Source organism: Streptomyces sp. NPDC051582, from assembly GCF_040681715.1.
GTDB lineage: Bacteria > Actinomycetota > Actinomycetes > Streptomycetales > Streptomycetaceae > Streptomyces.
Genome location: NZ_JBFAZJ010000014.1, coordinates 179,856 through 199,077, shown reverse-complemented (window position 1 = coordinate 199,077; position 19,222 = coordinate 179,856). Strand labels below are relative to the sequence as shown.

Sequence of the window (19,222 nt, the reverse complement as noted above, 5' to 3'; positions counted from 1 at the left end):
CGTTGCCCATCTTGAGGGTGTGGGTCACGGTGAGGTTGTCGTCGGTGAGGTAGAAGGTCTGGTCGGTGGGGCGGTAGACGCCGATGGTGTCCTTGTCGTCGCCGTTCCAGTCACCGACGAGGGGAACGTCGCCCGCGCTGCCGAAGGTGCTCTCCATCGTGACGGTGCTGTTGTCGTCGGTGAGGAGGAAGGTGTTCGTCTGGGGCCGGTAGACGCCGAAGGTGTCCTTTCCGTCCTTGTTCCAGTCGCCGCTGAGCGGCACGTCACCCTGGGCACCGAACCCGGCGTGCCCGGCAAGGCCCCCGTTCTTGTCGGACACGTAGAACACCGACTCACCCGGCCGGTACACACCCGCGGTGGAAGCGGTCGTGTTCTCGGTGATGTTGTCGTATCGCAGCGCCGAGTAGCTGCTGGTGGGGTGGCTGGCCAGGCTGGAGGCGTACAGGTCGCCGTCGGTGTTGTAGCTCGTCGGCCGGCTGCGGCTGCTCTCCTGGTAGTAGTTGAAGGTGCCCTCGCTCTTGTCCTTCCAACCGGCGAACAGCACGACGTGATCGTTGCTGTTGAGAATGTCACCGGGCTGCAGATCCCACTTGTTGATCTGTGTGGAGACGCCGGGCAGGGAGTAGGTCGTGCGGCTGGAGTTGAGCTGCCAGGCCATCGAGACGAAGCCGGAGCAGTCCTGCCGGTAGCGGCCACCGGTGCTGCCGTCGGCCCACCAGCTGTAGGGGGACTGGAGACCGTTGGCGCTGTACGGGACCCTCTGATCCACCCATACCTGGGCCCTGGATATGGCCTGGTTGCGGGCGACCTTGCCGCCGGGGGCGGCGTAGCGGCCCAGCGATCCGGTCGAAGTGACGGAAGCGTACTCGGCCTGGATGCTGTCCGCGTGGGCGGGCATGGCGGACAGGACGAGCGAGGCGGCGCAGGCAGCGGCGACGATGCCGGCGGCGCGGAAGGCCGAAGTCTTTGTGGACAACGTGGCTCCTGAAGAAGTGGGAGAAGAGCAGGGGATCCAGCTGGGTCGTACGAGCGGTGCCGGGCCGCTCAGTTCTGGGCGCCGAGGTCGGCGAGCGCGCCGAGCAGGGCGGCGTCGGTGGAGGTGTCGTGCGGTGGTGCGGGACGCTCGGCCAGCTCGTCGAACTGGAAGAGCACGAGGTGGTCGCCCTGGTGGACGGCGTAGAGGTGGTTGGTCTGTACGCCGCCGGCGGTCATACCGCCGGCTCCCGTCCAGCGCCGCGACCAAGCGGTGCCCTCCGTGATGGTGGCGGTGACGGACAAGACGGCGTCCTGGGGTACTCCCTCGCGGGCCTGGACGTCGCGGGAGGCGGACTGGCATCTGCTCATGTCGGCGACCAGATGGTCGTAGGCACCCTTGGCCGTCGCGGCGTCGGGGAAGAGGAACAGCTGTTGACCAGCCGCGTTCCTGGCCGAACTCAAGTAGCCCTGCTGCTGCCAGAGGGTTGAGCCGGCCACGGTCGCGCACTCATTCAGCGTGATCTTCCGCCCGTGCAGTTCCTGGCTGCCCAGAGGACCATCCGGCTTCCAGCCGAGACTCTTCTCGACGGGCATCTTCGCCAGGCCCTCAGGCTTGACAGCCACGGTGCGTGCCGGGGTGCCCGGATCCCCCTTTCCCGGTGCGGGCGTTCCGACCGGTGACCGGGTTTCGGAGGACGCCGACGGCTGCGGATCCGCCTTCTGTCCGGCCGGTCCCTTGCCGGGGGGAGGCGCGCTTGGCTGGAAGGAGGGTGCCTGTGGCGCTGCCGGGGCTTTGTGCGCGGCTGCGGTCGGCACTGTGCCGGCCTCGGCGCGGCCGCAACCGGCCGTCGCCACAGCCGCCGCACAGACGGTCAAGGCCACCGACACGGTGCCGAACGTGGATCGCTTCAGTTGCATGGGCATGACGAATCCCGGTGGGGTGAGGGGCTGGTGGAAGGCTGCGATGGAGCCGGTGGATGACGTGTCTGGTGGCCGGTAGGCCACGCAGTCGGCGCACAAAAGCTGCGATGAGCCAAGGAGAGAAGGCGCGCGCTGTCGCTGCGGCCGGGCGTCGTCAGCTGTGGAGCGTGAGGGAATATCCGCAGGCGGCGGTGGCACCCGAGACAAGTGCGGCGGTCGCCAGGCGTGTGGCCTTGGCCCGCGCGATGTCGGTGCCCGCGGCGCGGATGAAGAGAATGATCCCGATGCCGTCCGGGCCGGTGCGTGCCCGGATGTGCTCTATGCCGTGGTCAGGTGTTGCGTGAGCCCAGATCACGTCGACAAAGGCGTGAGCCTGGCTCTCGTCGGGTGCTCCGTCCCCGGTCCACTTCAGGGTGAGGTGAACGGGCACCATCGCGTGTCAGTCCCAGCCGATGCCGTTGGCCGACGGACCGCCGGTGGACGCCGTTGCGTTCACCGGGGCCACATCCCACCCGATGCCCGTCGGGGGCGTCGCGGCGTAGGCGGTCGAAGCGAGGGTCGCCGCTACGCCGGACAGAACGGGAACGAGGACGGCTGTGGTCAGCAGGCGAGCGGTTGTGGACATGGCGGTACCCCAAACTGGTGATGTCGGCGTGGAGACGGGCCCCCGTGATCGGGCTGCCATCTCCCCGGACCGGACAGTGACTTGGCGTCCTGCCCCGTTCCGGTGATCACCATCCTGCCGACACCGGCGGCGCCCCGGAAGCCTAACGACCTGTCAGCATCCGGCCTGGCCGCATCAGGACGCGGGCTCCGCCGACCTGCCTTTACGGCTCCTTGGAGCAGCACCCTGTGGTCCCGACAACTGCCTGTAGGCGGCCGCCACCTTGAGCAGCCAGGCGATCTCCTCACGCGGAGTCCTGGCGTGTGACGCAAGAGGCGGCTGGCCGGCGTCAAGATCCCCTTGGAGCGCGGCGCACAGCCAAGCCGCCTCCGCGCGGGCGTCGGGCTCGTCCCCTCCCGGCGGACCCGCGACTCCGGACGCGGATGCTTCCGGGGAAGGTGCGATGAGCCGGTCGCGGAGCACGAGGCAGGCGTCGCGGATCTCGAAAGCCCGGTGGGCCACGTCCAGGGTCCGGTCACCGAGAACGAAGAGGTCGCGCGCGCGGCCCACGCGTGGGCCGAACACCACGGTCGGCGCGGCCTCCAGCAGACGGTTCCACAGTGGATACAGCTGCCACAGCGCGTACTGGTCGTGGAGATAGCGTCCCAGCGTCCTGAGGGGTGGCAGGGCGAGGCCGACCAGGAGGACGAGGAGTGTGATCGCAGGAAGCACCTCGGAGAGCTGCAAGTCGATGCTCCCGGGCTCGGGAGCCTGCGCCTGACTCCCCTGGCGGGCGAGGAAGTGCACCCGGTAGAGGGTGTAGGTGAAGCCGAGCGCGGAGCCGGCGGCCAGGCACATCACGCCCGCTCGCAGGAGACCTCGGGGCACGCTGTGCCGGTTCGACCAGAAGAGCTTCGCCGACAGCACCGTCGCGGTGCCGAGGTAGGCGTAGACGATGCCTTCGTACAGGCGCACTGCCGGGTCGCCCAGGTGCGCGTCGGTGACCTGGGTCGCCGGAACGGTGGAGTCGTGTGTGAAGAAGAAGACGAACACCACGGTGAGGGTGACCGCGGCCAGCAGGACCGCCGCGAGCCGCAGACGTGAGGCAGCCTCTCGCCGGGGTCGGCGCCCGTGGACGGTGATCACGTATTCCAGGATGAAATAGTTCGATGCCAGGCCGGCGAGGTGCTTGATCAGGACGGGCAGGTCCGGTGATCCCGTCGTCACCCGGACAAGGTCCTCCACAGCGGGCGCTCTCGTGGTCACCGCCACGGTGAGCGCGGTGAGGAAGCCCAACAAGTACCGCGAGGGCCGTGAACCGAAGGCGGAAGGAACTCGCCAGAGCACCACGGTCCACAGCACGGCGGGAAGAGCGAACTGGTAGATCGCGTACATCACTCACCCCGCCACGAGCGCAGACGGCGCATGGGGTGTGCGAGGCTGCTCGCCAGTCGGCGTGAGGCCGGGGTGCCGACCTGGTCGGCACCGGCCAGGTCGGCCAGCAGCACAGCGATCATCTCGGCTTCCTGTTCCTCTACCTCGTCGAAATCGCTGCGTGCCTTGCCGAGCGTGTGAGTGACCAGCTCTGGGGTCAGTTCGGTGAGGGCCCCGGCGAGCTGGGCCAGATCGACACTGGGGGTGTGGCCGCACAGCACGTGACCCAGCTCGTGGAGTTTGATCAGATCCTGATGAGCCGGACTCGTCCGCTGCTCGTACAGGACGACGTCCACGCTGGGCATCGTGATCCACGCCCCGCACGGAGAGGCGAGAGCGGTCGCGGGAAGCGGCTCCATCACGATGGGGCGCCCACGGTGGCGGGCCAGCGCATCGCGAAAGGCGTCGACCGTGAAGGGATCGGGGAGCTCGAACTCGGCCAGGATGTTCTCGCAACGCCTGCGCAAACCCCGCGGTACGGGCATGGGGAGAGGGATCCTTCGGTCAGCCGTGAGTGTGCCCCTACCCTACGCGGCTGCTACAGCGCGTCCCCGCCCGCCTCCCCGGCCGCCTCGGCCTCAAGCGCACTCAGGCGGTCGGCGAGCGCGACCAGCATGTGGAGACTGTTGTCGGAAAGACCCGAGGCGCGCTGCGCCAGGCCGATGACCCCGGCGTTCCCCACGACGGACTGGATGTTCGCCAGCTTCTCAAGGGCCAGCAACTGCTGGTCCACGGTGACGGCTCTCTCGTCGTCGAGGAAGTACGTTGCCCCCGAACGGATTCCGAACGCCAGGCCCAGCCAGTCCAGTGTCTCGACCGTCGGATTGGGAGCCTGGCCCTTCTGTGTGACTGACTGGTGCAGGTTGCGGATGGTGTCCCTGGAGATGACGCTGCGCCCGGCGATCCGATTGACCCTGTCGGCCAACTCCCGGTACGCGGGTGTCTTCCCTCCTGCCCGGACGGTCTCCTGGTCGATGAGCCGGGTGAGCCGTTCCGAGATCTTGCGGGCGCGGTCAGGCGGTGAAGGCGCGTGGTGTCCGTCGCCAGCTTCGTCTGCGTCCATTCCGGTCAGCTCCGATCAGTCGACGGTCAACATACCCCCCATGCACCAGCGCCCGATTTTATTCGCCATCCCGTACATCGTCCAAACCGATGAAAGCTCAGACGGCCGTTGGTCAGAGGCCCGGCCCGACGTGCAAGGCTCGAACGTCCGCTTGATCGAAAGGCGGGGGGAACCTAGACTCATGGCGATTTAAATCGCTGAACGGCTGGGGGGCTGAGGGATGTTGGACATTTTGGGGCTGGACGGGGTATCGGAAGCGGTGTATCGGGCGATGCTCGCCGATCCCCAAGGGGGCGTACAAGAACTCTGCGACCAACTCGGAGTGTCCGAAGGCGCCGTTCGCGCCGCCCTCGACAAACTTGCCGATCTTCGGCTCCTGCGTGCCTCTCGGGACGTACTCGGCGTCATGCGGCCGGTCAGCCCGGAGCTCGGCCTGGACATGCTGCTGCGACGGCAGGAGGAGGAACTCCTCCGCCGTCAGCGGGAACTCGAACTGAGCAAGGCCGCTGCGGCGCGGGCCATCGCCGAATACGCCGACCTCAGATCCGCCGCGCCCACCCACCCGGCGGCTGACACCCAGCGCCTGGTCGGCCTCGACGCCATCCAGGCGACGCTGGAGGTCCTGGCGCGGGAAGTCTCTGGTGAGTGCCTCTCCGTCATGCCGGGGGGAGCCCAGTCGCAAGCCAGTCTCGACGCGTCCAGATCGTTGGACGACGCGGCCATGAGCAGGGGCGTCACCGTTCTGACGCTCTACCAGGACAGCGTGCGCCACGACCCCGCGACTCTCGACTACGCGCGGTGGATGGTGCAACGGGGCGGCGCCGTTCGCACCTGCCCGACGCTCCCTCCGCGCATGCTCGTCTTCGATCGAGAGGTCGCCGTGGTCCCCCTCGATCCGTCCGATACGAAACGCGGAGCGCTGTGCACCCGCGAAGCGGGGATCGTCGCTGCGCTGGTCGCGCTGTTCGAGCAGACGTGGAACACCGCCGTCCCGTTGGGTACGGGCCATACCAGGGACGGCGGCAGCGGTCTCACTCCCCCCGAACAGGAACTCCTCAGACTCCTCGCGTGCGGCATCACCGACGAGGTGGCGGGGCGGCGCCTCGGCATCTCCGCACGCAGCGTGCGCCGGCAGATGGCGGGCCTCATGGAACGCCTCGACGCGTCGAGCCGCTTCGAGGCCGGCATGAAGGCGACTCAACACGGCTGGCTGAACTGAATTCGTCTTCGTCACCACAGTCGCCGCAGCCCTGGGCGCGCACCGTTCGGCGATGTTCCGCCGGGAGCGGTGCCACACCTGACGGACGCGAGTACCGATCGGAGCGTGCCGCCCGTTTCGCCGTCCGGTGGGGCCCACGTCGTCCGCGTCCTCGCCGAACTCGGCCTGCGCGAACGCGCCCGAGCCGTCGTCCTCGCCCGCGAGACCGGCGTGGTCGCCCAGGCCTCGCCGTCGAGGTGCCGCACCGACGGCAGTCGCGCGGGCACAGCAGCGCCGGGCTCAGCCGGGCAGCGGCACGACCAGCGTCGAACGCCGCACCACCAGCTCCGGCTTGAACACGACTTGTCGGTGGCGGTGGGCCGCGCCGTCCAGGCCCGTCTCCTCGGCGAGCATCTCGGCCGCCGTCCGCCCCATCGCCTCCGCGGGCCGGCGCACCGAGGTCAGCGGCACCGCGGCCGCCGCGGCGAACTCGATGTCGTCGTAGCCGACGATCGCGAGGTCCTCGGGTACGCGCAGCCCCGCGGTGAACGCGGCCTGCAGCATCCCGAGGGCCAGCAGATCGTTCGCGCAGAACACCGCGGTCGGTCTGGGCCGCATCCCCAGCAGCCGGGCGCCGGCGTCGCGGCCCGCCGCCACGTCCAGCCCGTCCACGTCCAGGTCCAGCAGGACGGCGTCGCGGCCGGCCAGCGCCCGAAGCGCGCCGCTGCGACGGTCGGTGACCTGCTGCAGCCGGTGGCGGCCGCCCGCGAAGGCGATCAGTCGGTGGCCGCTCGCCAGCAGGTGCCCGGCCGCCAGGGCGCCGCCCCCGACGTCGTCCACCGACACCGAGCAGGCCTCCAGCCCCGGGGCGAGCCGGTCCACCAGCACGAAGGGCACGCCGCCGCGTCGGAGCGCCGCCGCTCCCGACCCGTGCGCGTCGGCCGGGGTCAGCAGCACCCCGCGCACCCGCTGCTCCGCGAAGAGGGCGAGGTGGTCCGCCTCGTCGGCGAGCCGCTGGGCGCTGTTGCAGACCATCACGCGCAGGCCCGCCGCGCGCGCCGCCTGTTCGGCCCCGCGCGCCACGGAGGCGAAGAACGGGTTGCCCAGGTCGAGCACCAGCAGACCGATGATCCGGCTGCTGCCGGAGCGCAGCTGGCGCGCCGACTCGCTGCGTACGTAGCCGAGCTGGTCGATCGCGTCCCGGACCCTGGCCCTGGTCCCCTCGCCGACCGTCTCCGGCCGGTTGATCACGTTGGAGACCGTGCCGACCGACACACCGGCCGCCCGTGCCACGTCCTTGATGCTCGCCGCGCCGCCCATGTCCCACCAATGAAATGTTTCACCGGCTCCGACGGCCGACCCGCAAATCAGGTTACGACAGCACAACGACGGTTCCCCGTCAGTGCCTTGACGCTTCCCGCGGTCCCACCTACCGTCTCGCTGAAACGATTCAGATCGTGGGAGGTGCTCCGGTGGCCGACCTATCCGCCGTGAAGGACGCCCTTCGGGCCCAGCGCATCGAGACGCCCTCGTGGGGCTACGGGAACTCGGGAACCCGCTTCAAGGTCTTCGCCCAACCCGGTGTGCCGCGCGACCCGTTCGAGAAGCTCGCCGACGCGGCCCAGGTGCACGCCGCCACCGGCGTCGCCCCGAAGGTCTCGCTGCACATTCCCTGGGACCGGGTCGAGGACTACGGCGCGCTGTCCGCCCATGCCCGCGAGCTCGGGCTGGAGATCGGCGCGATCAACGCGAACGTCTTCCAGGACGAGGACTACAAGCTCGGCTCCGTCACCCATCCGGACCCGCGGGTGCGCCGCAAGGCTCTCGACCACCTGCTGGAATGCGTCGACATCATGGACGCCACCGGCTCGCGCGACCTCAAGCTATGGTTCTCCGACGGCACCAACTACCCCGGCCAGGATGACATTTCGGCCCGCCAACAACGCCTGTCCGACGCCCTGTCGCAGGTGTACGGGCGGCTCGGCGACGACCAGCGGATCCTGCTGGAGTACAAGCTGTTCGAGCCCGCGTTCTACACCACGGACGTCCCGGACTGGGGCACCGCGTACGCGCACTGCCTGCGGCTCGGGCCCCGGGCCGCGGTCGTCGTCGACACCGGCCACCACGCCCCCGGCGTCAACATCGAGTTCATCGTCGCGTTCCTGCTGCGCGAGGGGAAGCTCGGCGGCTTCGACTTCAACTCCCGCTTCTACGCGGACGACGACCTGATGGTCGGCGCCGCCGATCCGTTCCAGCTGTTCCGGATCCTGCACGAGGTCACTGGGAACGGCGGCTTCGCCCCCGAGGCCGGCGTCGCGTTCATGCTCGACCAGTGTCACAACATCGAGGCGAAGATCCCGGCGATCATCCGCTCGGCGATGAACGTCCAGGAGGCCACGGCCAAGGCCCTGTTGGTCGACCGCTCGGCCCTGGCGGCCGCCCAGAGCGCGGGCGATGTGCTCGGCGCCAACGAGGTGCTGATGGACGCGTACGCCACCGACGTCCGTCCGCTGCTGGCCGAGGTCCGCGCCGAGGCCGGGCGAGACCCGAACCCGGTCGCGGCCTACCGGGCCGGCGGCTGGGCCGAGAAGATCGTCGCCGAGCGGGTCGGCGGAGCCCAGGCCGGATGGGGGGCTTGACCAGTCCGCCAACGCGAGCCGGCCCCTGCCACCTCGTGCCCACGGGCCGGCCCGCACCCTCCTCGCGCACCCCTATGAGAGCGCCACCGCCACCGGACAAGGAAGCTGCTCCCGCCATGGCCCAGCACCCCGTCGTCGCCGCCCTCCTCGCGCGCTCCCACCGGCTCGGATCGGATCCGCGCAACACCAACTACGCCGGCGGCAACACCTCTGCCAAGGGCGCAGCCACCGACCCCGTCACCGGGCAGCCCGCCGACCTGATGTGGGTGAAGGGCTCCGGCGGCGACCTCGCCACCCTCGCCGAGGCGGGACTGGCCGTGCTGCGACTGGACCGCCTGCGCGCCCTCGCCGACACCTACCCGGGCGTGGAACAGGAGGACGAGATGGTCGCCGCGTTCGAGTACTGCCGGCACGGCAACGGCGGCGCGGCTCCGTCCATCGACACCGCCATGCACGCTCTGGTCGACGCCGCGCACGTCGACCACCTGCACCCCGACTCCGGCATCGCGCTCGCCACCGCCGCCGACGGCGAAAGGCTCACCGCCGCCTGCTTCGGCGACGCCGTGGCGTGGCTGCCCTGGCGCCGTCCCGGCTTCCGGCTCGGCCTGGACATCGCCGAGATCAATCGGACCCACCCGCAGGCCGTCGGCTGCGTCCTCGGCGGTCACGGCATCACCGCCTGGGGCGCCACCAGCGAGGAGTGCGAGGCCAACGCCCTGTACATCATCCGCACCGCCGAGGCCTTCCTGGCCCGCCACGGCAAGGCCGAGCCGTTCGGCCCGCAGCTTGACGGCTACCAAGCCCTGCCAGAGGCCGAACGCCGCCGGCGCGCCGCCTCGCTCGCCCCCGTCATCCGCGGTCTGGCCTCGACCGACCTGCGGCAGGTCGGCCACTTCAGCGACGCGGCGCCCGTGTTGGACTTTCTCTCCCGCGCCGAGCATCCCCGCCTGGCCGCCCTCGGCACCTCCTGCCCCGACCACTTCCTGCGCACCAAGGTCGCCCCGCTGGTCCTCGACCTGCCCGCCAGCGCGCCCCTGGACGAGACGATCGCCCGCCTGCGGGAGCTGCACACCGGCTATCGGGCCGGCTACCGGGCCTACTACGAGCGGTACGCCACCGCGGACTCGCCCCCCATGCGCGGCGCCGACCCGGTGATCGTCCTGGTCCCGGGCGTCGGCATGTTCTCCTTCGGCCGGGACAAGCAGACCGCCCGCGTGGCCGGCGAGTTCTACCTCAATGCGATCAACGTGATGCGCGGCGCGGAGGCGGTCTCCCGCTACGCTCCGATCGAGGAGTGCGAGAAGTTCGCCATCGAGTACTGGGCGCTGGAAGAGGCGAAGCTGCGGCGGATGCCCGCGCCCGAACCGCTGGCCACCCGCGTCGCCCTGGTCACCGGCGCAGGCTCCGGCATCGGCAGGGCCATCGCGCACCGCCTGGCCGCCGAGGGCGCCTGCGTCGTCGTCGCCGACGTCAACGCCGCCACCGCCCGGGCCGTCGCCGGCGAACTCGGCGGCCCGGACCGGGCCGTGGCCGTCACCGTCGACGTCACCTCCGAGGAGCAGATCGCCGAGGCGCTGCGCACCGCGGTCCTCGCCTTCGGCGGTGTCGACCTGGTGGTCAACAACGCGGGCATCTCCATCTCCAAGCCGCTGCTGGAGACCACCGCCGATGACTGGGACCGGCAGCACGCCATCATGGCCCGCGGCTCCTTCCTCGTCTCCCGGGAGGCCGCCCGCATCATGATCCGGCAGGGCCTGGGCGGCGACCTCGTCTACATCGCCTCGAAGAACGCGGTCTTCGCCGGCCCCGCCAACATCGCGTACTCCGCCACCAAGGCCGACCAGGCCCACCAAGTCCGCCTGCTCGCAGCGGAGTTGGGCGAACACGGCATCCGCGTCAACGGCGTCAACCCGGACGGCGTGGTCCGCGGCTCGGGCATCTTCGCCGGCGGCTGGGGCGCCCAGCGCGCCGCCACCTACGGCATCGCGGAGGAGCAGCTCGGCACGTTCTACGCCCAGCGCACCCTCCTGGGGCGCGAGGTGCTGCCCGAGCACGTCGCCGCCGCCGTCTTCGCCCTCACCGGCGGCGACCTCACGCACACCACCGGCCTCCACATCCCCGTCGACGCCGGCGTCGCCGCGGCCTTCCTGCGCTGAGGCTGCCGTGACGCCCCGCACCCCGCACGCTCCGGCAGCCTTCGCCGCGGCGGACCTCGGAGCCACCAGCGGACGGGTGCTCGTCGGCCGGGTCGGCCGTGACCGCCTCGACCTCACCGAGACCCACCGCTTCGACAACACTCCCGTCCAACTCCCGGACGGGTTGCACTGGAACGCCCTCGGCCTGTACCAAGGCGTCCTGGACGGCTTCCGCGAGGCCGCCGCGCGCTGGGACCTCGCCTCCGTCGGCATCGACAGCTGGGCCGTCGACTACGGGCTCCTCGACGCCGACGGCGCGCTCCTCGGCAACCCGTTCCACTACCGCGACCCGCGCGGCGCCGCCGCCGTCCAGGCCGTCCGGTGCCGCCTGCCGGCCCGTGAGCTGTACCGGATCACCGGCCTTCAGCACCTGCCGTTCAACACGGTCTTCCAGCTCGCCGCCGAGAAGCACCTCGACCGCGCCCGCACCCTGCTCCTGCTGCCCGACCTGATCACCCACTGGCTCACCGGCACGGTCGGCGCAGAGGTCACCAATGCCTCCACCACGGGCCTGTACGACGCCCGCACCGGCGCCTGGTCGGCCCGGGTCCTCGCCGCGCTCGACCTGGACCCGGCCCTCCTGCCCGCACTGCGCCGCCCCGGCGACCACGCCGGCACCGTCCTTCCGCACGTCGCCGCCACCACCGGCCTGCGCCCCGGCACCCCCGTAGTCGCGGTCGCCTCCCACGACACCGCCTCCGCGGTCGCCGCCGTCCCCGCCGCCGCCGAGGACTTCGCCTACATCTCCTGCGGCACCTGGTCCCTCGCCGGCCTGGAACTCGACGCGCCCGTCCTCACCAACGCCTCCCGCGCCGCCAACTTCACCAACGAACTCGGTATCGACGGCACCGTCCGCTACCTGCGCAACGTCATGGGACTCTGGCTGCTCAGCGAGAGCCGGCGCACCTGGCGCGCCCGTGGCGAGGGCCACCACCTGCCCGAGCTGCTCGAACGCGCCGCCGCCGCGCGTCCGTTCGCGGCGCTCGTCGACCCCGCTGCCCCCGAGTTCCTCGCCCCCGGCGACTTGCCGGCCCGCCTCGCCGAGCACTGCGCCCGCACCGGCCAGCACCTGCCCGATGACCAGGGCGCCGTCGTCCGCTGCATCCTGGAGAGCCTGGCCCTGGCGCACCGTCACACCCTGTTCCAGGCGGCTTATCTGACCGGCCGCATGATCCGCGCCGTGCATCTCGTCGGAGGCGGCAGCCGCAACGCCCTGCTGTGCCGGCTCACTGCCGACGCCACGGGCCTGCCCGTCATCGCCGGCCCCGCCGAGGCCACCGCCATCGGCAACATCCTCGTCCAGGCCCGCACCCACGGCCTGGTCGAGGACCGCGGCGCCATGCGTCGGCTGGTCGCCCGCACCCAGCGCCTGCGACGCTACGAGCCCGCCGGGGACATCCGCGCGTGGGACGTCGCCGCCGCCCGCGTGGGGCTCGCCTGACCTGATCTGAGCCGCACGGCACGGAAGCGGTGTCACCGTCCGCCGTACAGACGGTGACGGTCGGTCAAATATTGCTCAAGTGCGCATGGTTGTGGATCGTAAATTCTGGAAACACTCCATTTACCGAAGGGCGACGTGCTGGCCGTCAGGTGGCCAGGTGCACATATTCCCGATGCGATCACGCGACCAGTGGCTGCCCTTCGTGTCATCCCGACCTCGCCGTCACTGCTGTGAGCTGCCCACATGCCGTTACCGGAACTGCGAACGGCGAGGCCCCGCGTCGACCGAAAGCCGCGCCGCACAGCAATTGCGGGCGGCCTGAACAGGTTTGGAAAAAGCCTGTTCGGCTCGCGAAGCCATTTCTCAGAGTTCGGAGGGTTTCCATGCGCACGCGTCGCCGCAGATCCCTGCGCCTCCTTCTGTGCCTGGCACTGTCACTGTCCGCAGTGCCGCTGGCCGTCCTCACCGCGCCTCAGGCCGGCGCTGCCGGCGGGCCGACCGTGTGGACCCTGGACGCCACCGACCGGCCCTTCACGTCGACCACCCCGCCGGGCTGGGCGCCGACCGGGATCGAGCTGTACGCGGCCCGCAACGCCTACGAGGGGGCGCAGATCCTGGTGCGGTCCGGCTCGGCGCAGACCGGGGTGTCCGTCACCTCCGGGGCGCTGACCGGCCCCGGAGGCGCGCTCATTCCCGCTGCGAACATCACCACGCGCTACGAGTACAACCACCCGAACATCCAGAAGGTCGGCAACGTCCAGAACCCGCCCGACGGTGGGACCGCGTACTACGACGCGCTGATGAACAACAGTCCGCAGTCGGTGGCGGCGAACACCACGTACGCCGCCTACTACCAGGTCTACGTGCCGGCTGGTCAGGCGCCGGGCGTCTACATCGGCAGCGCCCGGGTGAACAGCAGCCTGGGCGCCGTCACGGTGCCCGTATCGGTGACCGTGTACAGCGCCACGATCCCGCCCACCTCGCGGTCCACGTTCAAGATGAACAACTGGTTCACCTCGGCGGGCTGGGACTACGAGGGCACTGAGGCTTCGATCCCGAATGAGTACGGCGTGCAGATGTACGACGCCAACTGGTGGACCGTCGAGGCCAACATCGCGGCGAACATGGCGCGGCACCGGAACAACGTGATCTACGCCGACGCGGTGGCCCTGCTGATTCCGGACACCACCGTCGACGCCGCGGGCCGCTTCACCTTCGGCTGGTCCACCTTCGACCGGTTCGTCAACCTCTTCGTCAGCGCCGGGGCCATGCAGTACCTCTACACCCCGACCCTGCTGGAGCCGCCCGCCTCCGGTCCGAACCTGGACACGCTGGTGCCGGCCAACGGCGTCAGCGGCGCGGTCAAGCACGCGCTCTGCCGGCCCGACTCCGCTCCGGCCAACGGCTGCCCGGACACCAACAACTGGTTGAACCAGTTCTTCCCGGCGCTGAAGGCGCACCTGGATGCCAAGGGCTGGACGGACAAGTTCTACATGAGCGCCCTGGACGAGCCCACCACCACGCAACAGGCCACGGCCGCCGGCTGGCTCTACACCCGCTACGAGCAGTACTTCCCGAACCCGCGCACCAACGAGGCGCAGCTGACCACCTTCACCGGGGACGCGGCTCATCTGTCGACGCAGACCCCGCTCTCGTCGAACTACGACGCGAACGTCGCGCTCTATCAGAGCTACCGGATCAGCGGGAAGGACCTGTGGCTGTACAGCTGCATCCTCCCGCAGGGCTCGTACATGAACCGCTTCACCAGCAACCACCTCAGCGGCACCAGGCTCCTCCCCTGGCTGACCTGGAAGATCGGCGGCGACGGCTACCTGCACTGGGGCTGGAACTACTGGCACGACGGTTTCAGCGAGCCGTACCCGGCCGCCGACACCTTCAACACCGCGCAGACCGGCGACCACTGGCTGGTCTATCCCGACAAGGCCGCCTACGGCATCTTCGACAGCCTCCGCAGCGAGGCTCAGACCGCGGGCCTGCAGGACTTCGAACTGCTGCAGCAGCTGGCCGCGGTCAAGCCGCAGGCGGCACGCACCCTGGCCGAGACGGTGATCACCAACCCGACGGCGTACGACACCTCCGGGTGGGACGTCGAGGGCCGGCACAAGCAGCTCCTCGACGAACTGGCCGCGGCATCCGGTGACCTGGCGCTGCCGTTCACGGACGACTTCAGCGGCGGCGACCACTTCTGGACCCACACCCGGGGGACCTGGTCGACCAGCGGCGCCCGGTACACGCAGTCCGACACGTCGGCGAACTGGGGGCAGGTCTCCTACCTGCGCGGCCGGGGCTACACCGACGTCTCGGTCGGCGTGGACCTGCAGATCACCGGCGTCAATCCGTTCGGAGGAAGCACCAACTGGGCAGGTCTGATGGTGCGTTCGGCCAACGGCACGGACCTGGACTCCGGCTACCTGATCGCCCAGCGGGACAACGGCCAGGTGTTCGTCTACCGCAGCGGCACAACGATCGGCTCGGCGTCCGTGCCCGGCTACGTGCCGGGGCAGCGCACCCGCCTGCGCGTCGTGGCGCGCGGGAACGCACTGACGGTTTACTCCGGGACCGGGCAGGCGCCGGTGCTGACCGTCACCGACGCGGCGTTCACCGCAGGCGCCGTGGGTCTGGTCACCGGCGGCGCCAGCGCGAACTTCTGGAACGCCCGGATCGTGCCTACCTCTCTCGCCCCGGCCGAGAGCGCCGCAGCCACCGCCTCCAGCTCGTACGAGGCCGACGGCTGGGGTGTCCGCTCGGCGGTCGACGGACAGCGGCCGTCGGCGCCGAACGCCGCGGGGTGGAGCAGTTCCGGCAGTACCGCCTCCAACCACACCGAGTGGGTGCGGCTGGACCTTGGCTCGACCCGGCCGGTGAGCCGGGTGGACCTCCACCCGCGCAGCGACGGGGCCAACGCCGGTCAGGGCTTCCCGGTCGACTTCACCATCCAGACCTCCACCGACGGCACGAACTGGACCACGGTCAGCAGCCGGACCGGGTACGCGAGGCCCGGCGCCACGGCGCAGACCTTCCCGTTCGCGACGGTCGACGCGCGCTACGTGAAGGTGACGGGAACCAACCTGAGTACCGATCAGTTCGGTGCCTTCCGCATGCAGTTCGCGGAGATCGAGGCTGTCGGCGGAGACCTGGCGCCGGGCCGCACGGCGACCACCTCCAGCTCGGTCGAGTACCCCAGCGAGGGCTGGTTGACCGCCAACCTCACCAACGGGAGCCATCACACCGACCTGTGGAACTCCTCGGGCTGGAGCAGCGCCGGGTCGGGCTCCCCGGACACCACGCAGTGGGCGCGGGTGGACCTCGGCGGCCCGTCACGGATCAGCCAGGTCACGTTGTACCCCCGCGACGACATCCCGAACACCGGGCGCGGCTTCCCCTCGGCCTTCACCGTCCAGCTCTCGACCGACGGCACGAACTGGACCACCGCGGTGTCGAGGAGCTCGTACCCGCGCCCCGGAGCCGGTGGCCTGTCCTTCGCCTTCGCCGCCACCACCGCCCGGTACGTGAAGGTCACCGGCACCACGCTCACAGCCGACCAGTTCGGCGTGTACTACATGCAGCTGGCGGGGATCGGTGTCTCATGACGAAGCACCGGATCTGCTTCCTGCTCCATGTGAAGGCCGAATTCGGCGACGAGTACCGCGAGCGCCACGCCCACGTGTGGCCGGAGATGCTCGATGCCCTCCGGGCCGCCGGCTGGACCAACTACTCCCTGTTCCTGCGCCCGGACGGCCTGCTCGTCGGCTACCTGGAGGCCGAGGACTTCGATCGCGCCCGCGAGGCGATGTCCGCCACCGAGGTCAACGCCCGCTGGCAGGCCGAGATGTCCCGCTACTTCGAGTCCCTGGACGGCACGCCGGCCGACCGGGCGATGGCACCGCTGGCGGAGGTGTTCCACCTGGACTGACAGTGCAGCTCGAACAGGTCTTGTCCATGTACTCCTTGGTCGTCCTGACCTTCCCGCTCGGACCTGCCGGTCCGGTCCGAGGCGTACCGGACCGGACCGGCAGGACCGCTCAGCCCACGGGAGTGAAGTCCTGCGAGGCGATGTACGAGGGGCGGCGTACCGGCGCGGCGAAGGGCTTCACGGGCCGGTTCTCGACGCTGTTGAAGACGAGGAAGACGTTGCTGCGCGGGTAAGGGGTGATGTTGTCGCCCGAGCCGTGCATCGCGTTGCAGTCGAACCACGTGGCGGATCCGGCCTTGCCGGTGAAGAGCCTGATGCCGCAGGCCGAGGCGAACCGGGTCAGCGCCTCGTCCGACGGCGTGCCGGCGTCCTGCATCTGGAGGGACTTCTTGTAGTTGTCCCTCGGAGTTGATCCGGCGCAGCCCAGGAAGCTCCGGTGGGAGCCGGGCATGATCATCAGGCCGCCGTTGGTGGCGTAGTTCGGTGTCAGGGCGATGGACACCGAAACGGTGCGCATGTTCGGCAGGCCGTCCTCGGCGTGCCAGGTCTCGAAGTCGGAGTGCCAGTAGAAGCCGCTGGCGCCGAAACCGGGCTTGACGTTGATCCGGGACTGGTGCACGTACACCTCGGAGCCCAGGATCTGCCGCGCGCGCCCGACGACGCGCGGATCGGCCGCGAGCGCCGCGAACGTCTCGCTGATGCGGTGCACCTCGAAGACCGAGCGGACCTCGCGGGACTTCGGCTCCACGATGGACCGGTCATCGGCGAGGGTCGAGGGATCGTGCAGCAGGCGGTTCATCTCGGCCCGGTAGAGGTCCACTTCGTCCGGCGTGATGAGTTCGCCGACCGGCAGGAAGCCGTCGCGGTCGTACGTCTCCAGTTCGTGGGCCCACATCGGTCCGGGCGTGCCGGGCTCGGACCAGACCACAGGGTCCTTGCGGCCGATGAGCACTTCCTCGGATCCCCGGGTCGGGTACAGGTCGGTCGTGGTGCGGGTCGATGCGATGGTCATGGTGGTGCCTGCCTCTCCTCTCTGCGTGTTCGGGTACGTCAGCCGTGCTGGTCCGGTTCGGTGAGCAGGGGGTACACGCCGTTCTCGTCGTGGTCCTCCCGGCCGGTCACGGGCGGGTTGAAGACGCACAGGCAGCGGAACTCCTGCTTCACGCGCAGGGTGTGGCGCTCGTGGCCGTCGAGGAGGTACATGGTTCCCGGCGTGATCGTGTAGGTCAGGCCGGTCTCCTCGTCCTTGAGCTCCGCCTCGCCCTGCGTGCAGACCACGGCCTCCACGTGGTTCGCGTACCACATGGACGTCTCGGTGCCGGCGTACAGGACGGTCTCGTGCAGTGAGAAGCCCACGCGTTCCTTGGCCAGGACGATGCGCTTGCTCTCCCAGGTGCCGGATGCCGCCCTGACGTGGCGGTCGGTTCCCTCGATGTCCCGGAACGAGCGGACGATCATGGTGGTGCCCTTCGTGGTCTGTGCGGAAGCCCTGGTCAGGCGGTTTCGCGGACGGAGCGGGCCAGGATCTCCAGGCCCTCGTCGAGTTCGTCGGTGGTGGTGGTGAGCGGCGGGAGCAGCTTCACGACCTCTCCCTCGGGGCCCGAGGTCTCGACGAGCAGACCGTTCTCGAAGGCCCTTCGGCACACCGCCGCGGCGCGTTCCTTGTGGGTGAACTCGATGCCCCACACCATTCCGCGACCGCGGAAGGTCGCCCCCAGCCGGCCGTGCTCGGCGCACAGCTCGCTCAGCGCACTCTCGACGCGTCCACCCTGTACGAGGGTCCGCTCGCGCAGGGCTCCGTCGCCCCAGTAGGTCTCCAGGGCGGCGGTCGCGGTGACGAAGGCCGGGTTGTTGCCGCGGAAGGTGCCGTTGTGCTCGCCGGGCTCCCACAAGTCCAGTTCGGGCTTGAACAGGCACAGGGCCATGGGGAGCCCGTAGCCGCTGATCGACTTGGACAGAGTGACGATGTCGGGGGTGATGCCGGCCTCCTCGAAGGAGAAGAACTCGCCGGTCCGGCCGCAGCCCATCTGGACGTCGTCGACTATCAGGAGCATGTCGCGGCGCCGGCACAGGTCCGCCAGGGCGCGGAGCCATTCCGCGCGGGCCACGTTGATGCCGCCCTCGCCCTGGATCGTCTCGACGATGACCGCCGCCGGATGGTTGAGGCCGGAACCCTGGTCCTCCAGCAGGCGCTCGAACCAGAGGAAGTCGGGGGTCCTGCCGCCGAGGTATTGGTCGAAGGGCATGGGGGTGCTGTGCACAAGGGGGATGCCCGCGCCCGCCCGCTTGAACGCGTTGCCCGTGACGGCGAGCGAGCCGAGGGACATGCCGTGGAAGGCGTTGGTGAAGGAGACGACCGCTTCGCGCCCCTTGGCCTTCCGCGCGAGTTTCAGCGCGGCTTCCACGGCGTTGGTGCCCGTGGGCCCCGGGAACATGACCTTGTAGGGCAGGGCGCGGGGTTCGAGGACGTGGGACCGGAAGGTCTCCAGGAAGGCCCGCTTGGCGGTCGTCGACATGTCGAGCGAGTGCGTGATGCCGTCGCGCTCCAGGTAGTCGAGCAGGGCCCGCTTGAGGACGGGGTCGTTGTGCCCGTAGTTCAAGGATCCGGCGCCCGCGAAGAAGTCCAGGTAGCCACGGCCGTGTTCGTCGTACAGCCGGCTTCCCGTGGCGCGCTCGAAGACGACGGGCCAGGCACGGCAGTAGCTGCGGACCTCGGACTCCACGGTCTCGAAGACGGACGGGACCAGCTCGGTCATGGTCAAGGCGACTCTCCAGTCGGTGGTTCGGTGGTTCGGTGGTTCGGTGGTTCGGTGGTTCG

16 protein-coding genes and 1 pseudogene are annotated in these 19,222 nt (G+C 70.0%); 6 read left to right on the top strand and 11 right to left on the bottom strand.

Features of this window, described 5'->3' with window-relative positions:
• The 7 genes and pseudogenes from AB0M92_RS20350 to AB0M92_RS20320 form a co-directional block, all read right to left on the bottom strand.
• Positions 1 to 976, bottom strand: a pseudogene (locus AB0M92_RS20350) (hypothetical protein); the annotation flags it as partial.
• 68 nt (positions 977 to 1,044) lie between these two features.
• Positions 1,045 to 1,473 carry a hypothetical protein gene (locus AB0M92_RS20345; protein ID WP_366103628.1) on the bottom strand — a complete coding sequence of 143 codons (429 nt, stop codon included), beginning with the start codon at positions 1,471 to 1,473 and terminating at the stop codon, positions 1,045 to 1,047.
• A 577-nt stretch (positions 1,474 to 2,050) separates the two neighbouring features.
• Complete coding sequence (locus AB0M92_RS20340) at positions 2,051 to 2,329, bottom strand: hypothetical protein (protein ID WP_366103627.1); 279 nt, start codon at positions 2,327 to 2,329, stop codon at positions 2,051 to 2,053.
• A gap of 6 nt (positions 2,330 to 2,335) precedes the next feature.
• Entirely contained in the window at positions 2,336 to 2,521 is a 186-nt protein-coding gene (locus tag AB0M92_RS20335; RefSeq protein WP_366103626.1) for a hypothetical protein, read from the bottom strand.
• 174 nt (positions 2,522 to 2,695) lie between these two features.
• Positions 2,696 to 3,895, bottom strand: coding sequence for an MAB_1171c family putative transporter (locus tag AB0M92_RS20330; RefSeq protein ID WP_366103625.1), 1,200 nt, complete (start codon positions 3,893 to 3,895; stop codon positions 2,696 to 2,698).
• Positions 3,895 to 4,419 carry a regulator component gene (locus tag AB0M92_RS20325; RefSeq protein WP_366103624.1) on the bottom strand — a complete coding sequence of 175 codons (525 nt, stop codon included), beginning with the start codon at positions 4,417 to 4,419 and terminating at the stop codon, positions 3,895 to 3,897. Before AB0M92_RS20325 ends, AB0M92_RS20330 begins: the two co-directional genes overlap by 1 nt.
• Before the next feature lie 53 nt (positions 4,420 to 4,472).
• Positions 4,473 to 4,997 (bottom strand): hypothetical protein, encoded by a 525-nt coding sequence (locus AB0M92_RS20320; RefSeq protein ID WP_366103623.1) that lies wholly within the window; start codon positions 4,995 to 4,997, stop codon positions 4,473 to 4,475.
• 220 nt (positions 4,998 to 5,217) lie between these two features.
• Between AB0M92_RS20320 and AB0M92_RS20315 the strand changes: the two genes are divergently transcribed.
• Positions 5,218 to 6,216, top strand: coding sequence for a LuxR C-terminal-related transcriptional regulator (locus AB0M92_RS20315; protein ID WP_366103622.1), 999 nt, complete (start codon positions 5,218 to 5,220; stop codon positions 6,214 to 6,216).
• A gap of 279 nt (positions 6,217 to 6,495) precedes the next feature.
• Here the strand turns inward: AB0M92_RS20315 and AB0M92_RS20310 are convergent, their stop codons facing one another.
• Entirely contained in the window at positions 6,496 to 7,515 is a 1,020-nt protein-coding gene (locus AB0M92_RS20310; protein ID WP_366103621.1) for a LacI family DNA-binding transcriptional regulator, read from the bottom strand.
• Between the two features lie 152 nt (positions 7,516 to 7,667).
• Here AB0M92_RS20310 and rhaI point away from each other — a divergent pair, with 152 nt between their 5' ends.
• From rhaI to AB0M92_RS20285, 5 genes are all read left to right on the top strand, one after another.
• Positions 7,668 to 8,834, top strand: a complete 1,167-nt coding sequence (gene rhaI, locus AB0M92_RS20305; protein ID WP_366103620.1) for an L-rhamnose isomerase — start codon at positions 7,668 to 7,670, stop codon at positions 8,832 to 8,834.
• A gap of 116 nt (positions 8,835 to 8,950) precedes the next feature.
• Positions 8,951 to 10,990, top strand: a complete 2,040-nt coding sequence (locus AB0M92_RS20300) for a bifunctional aldolase/short-chain dehydrogenase (RefSeq protein WP_366103619.1) — start codon at positions 8,951 to 8,953, stop codon at positions 10,988 to 10,990.
• A 7-nt stretch (positions 10,991 to 10,997) separates the two neighbouring features.
• The gene (locus tag AB0M92_RS20295; RefSeq protein WP_366103618.1) at positions 10,998 to 12,470 is read left to right on the top strand and encodes a rhamnulokinase family protein; all 1,473 of its coding nucleotides are present in this window, start codon (positions 10,998 to 11,000) and stop codon (positions 12,468 to 12,470) included.
• A gap of 383 nt (positions 12,471 to 12,853) precedes the next feature.
• Positions 12,854 to 16,081, top strand: a complete 3,228-nt coding sequence (locus AB0M92_RS20290; protein WP_366103617.1) for a discoidin domain-containing protein — start codon at positions 12,854 to 12,856, stop codon at positions 16,079 to 16,081.
• On the top strand, positions 16,078 to 16,404 hold the full coding sequence (locus tag AB0M92_RS20285; protein WP_366103616.1) for an L-rhamnose mutarotase: 327 nt from the start codon (positions 16,078 to 16,080) through the stop codon (positions 16,402 to 16,404). Before AB0M92_RS20290 ends, AB0M92_RS20285 begins: the two co-directional genes overlap by 4 nt.
• A gap of 109 nt (positions 16,405 to 16,513) precedes the next feature.
• On the opposite strand, the gene thpD is transcribed toward AB0M92_RS20285, so the two are convergent.
• From thpD to ectB, 3 genes are read right to left on the bottom strand one after another with little or no spacing between them, the layout of a single operon-like run.
• Entirely contained in the window at positions 16,514 to 17,416 is a 903-nt protein-coding gene (gene thpD, locus AB0M92_RS20280; RefSeq protein WP_366103615.1) for an ectoine hydroxylase, read from the bottom strand.
• A 38-nt stretch (positions 17,417 to 17,454) separates the two neighbouring features.
• Positions 17,455 to 17,862, bottom strand: coding sequence for an ectoine synthase (locus AB0M92_RS20275; RefSeq protein ID WP_366103614.1), 408 nt, complete (start codon positions 17,860 to 17,862; stop codon positions 17,455 to 17,457).
• Between the two features lie 35 nt (positions 17,863 to 17,897).
• Positions 17,898 to 19,166, bottom strand: coding sequence for a diaminobutyrate--2-oxoglutarate transaminase (gene ectB, locus AB0M92_RS20270; RefSeq protein WP_366103613.1), 1,269 nt, complete (start codon positions 19,164 to 19,166; stop codon positions 17,898 to 17,900).
• Positions 19,167 to 19,222: the final 56 nt, after the last annotated feature.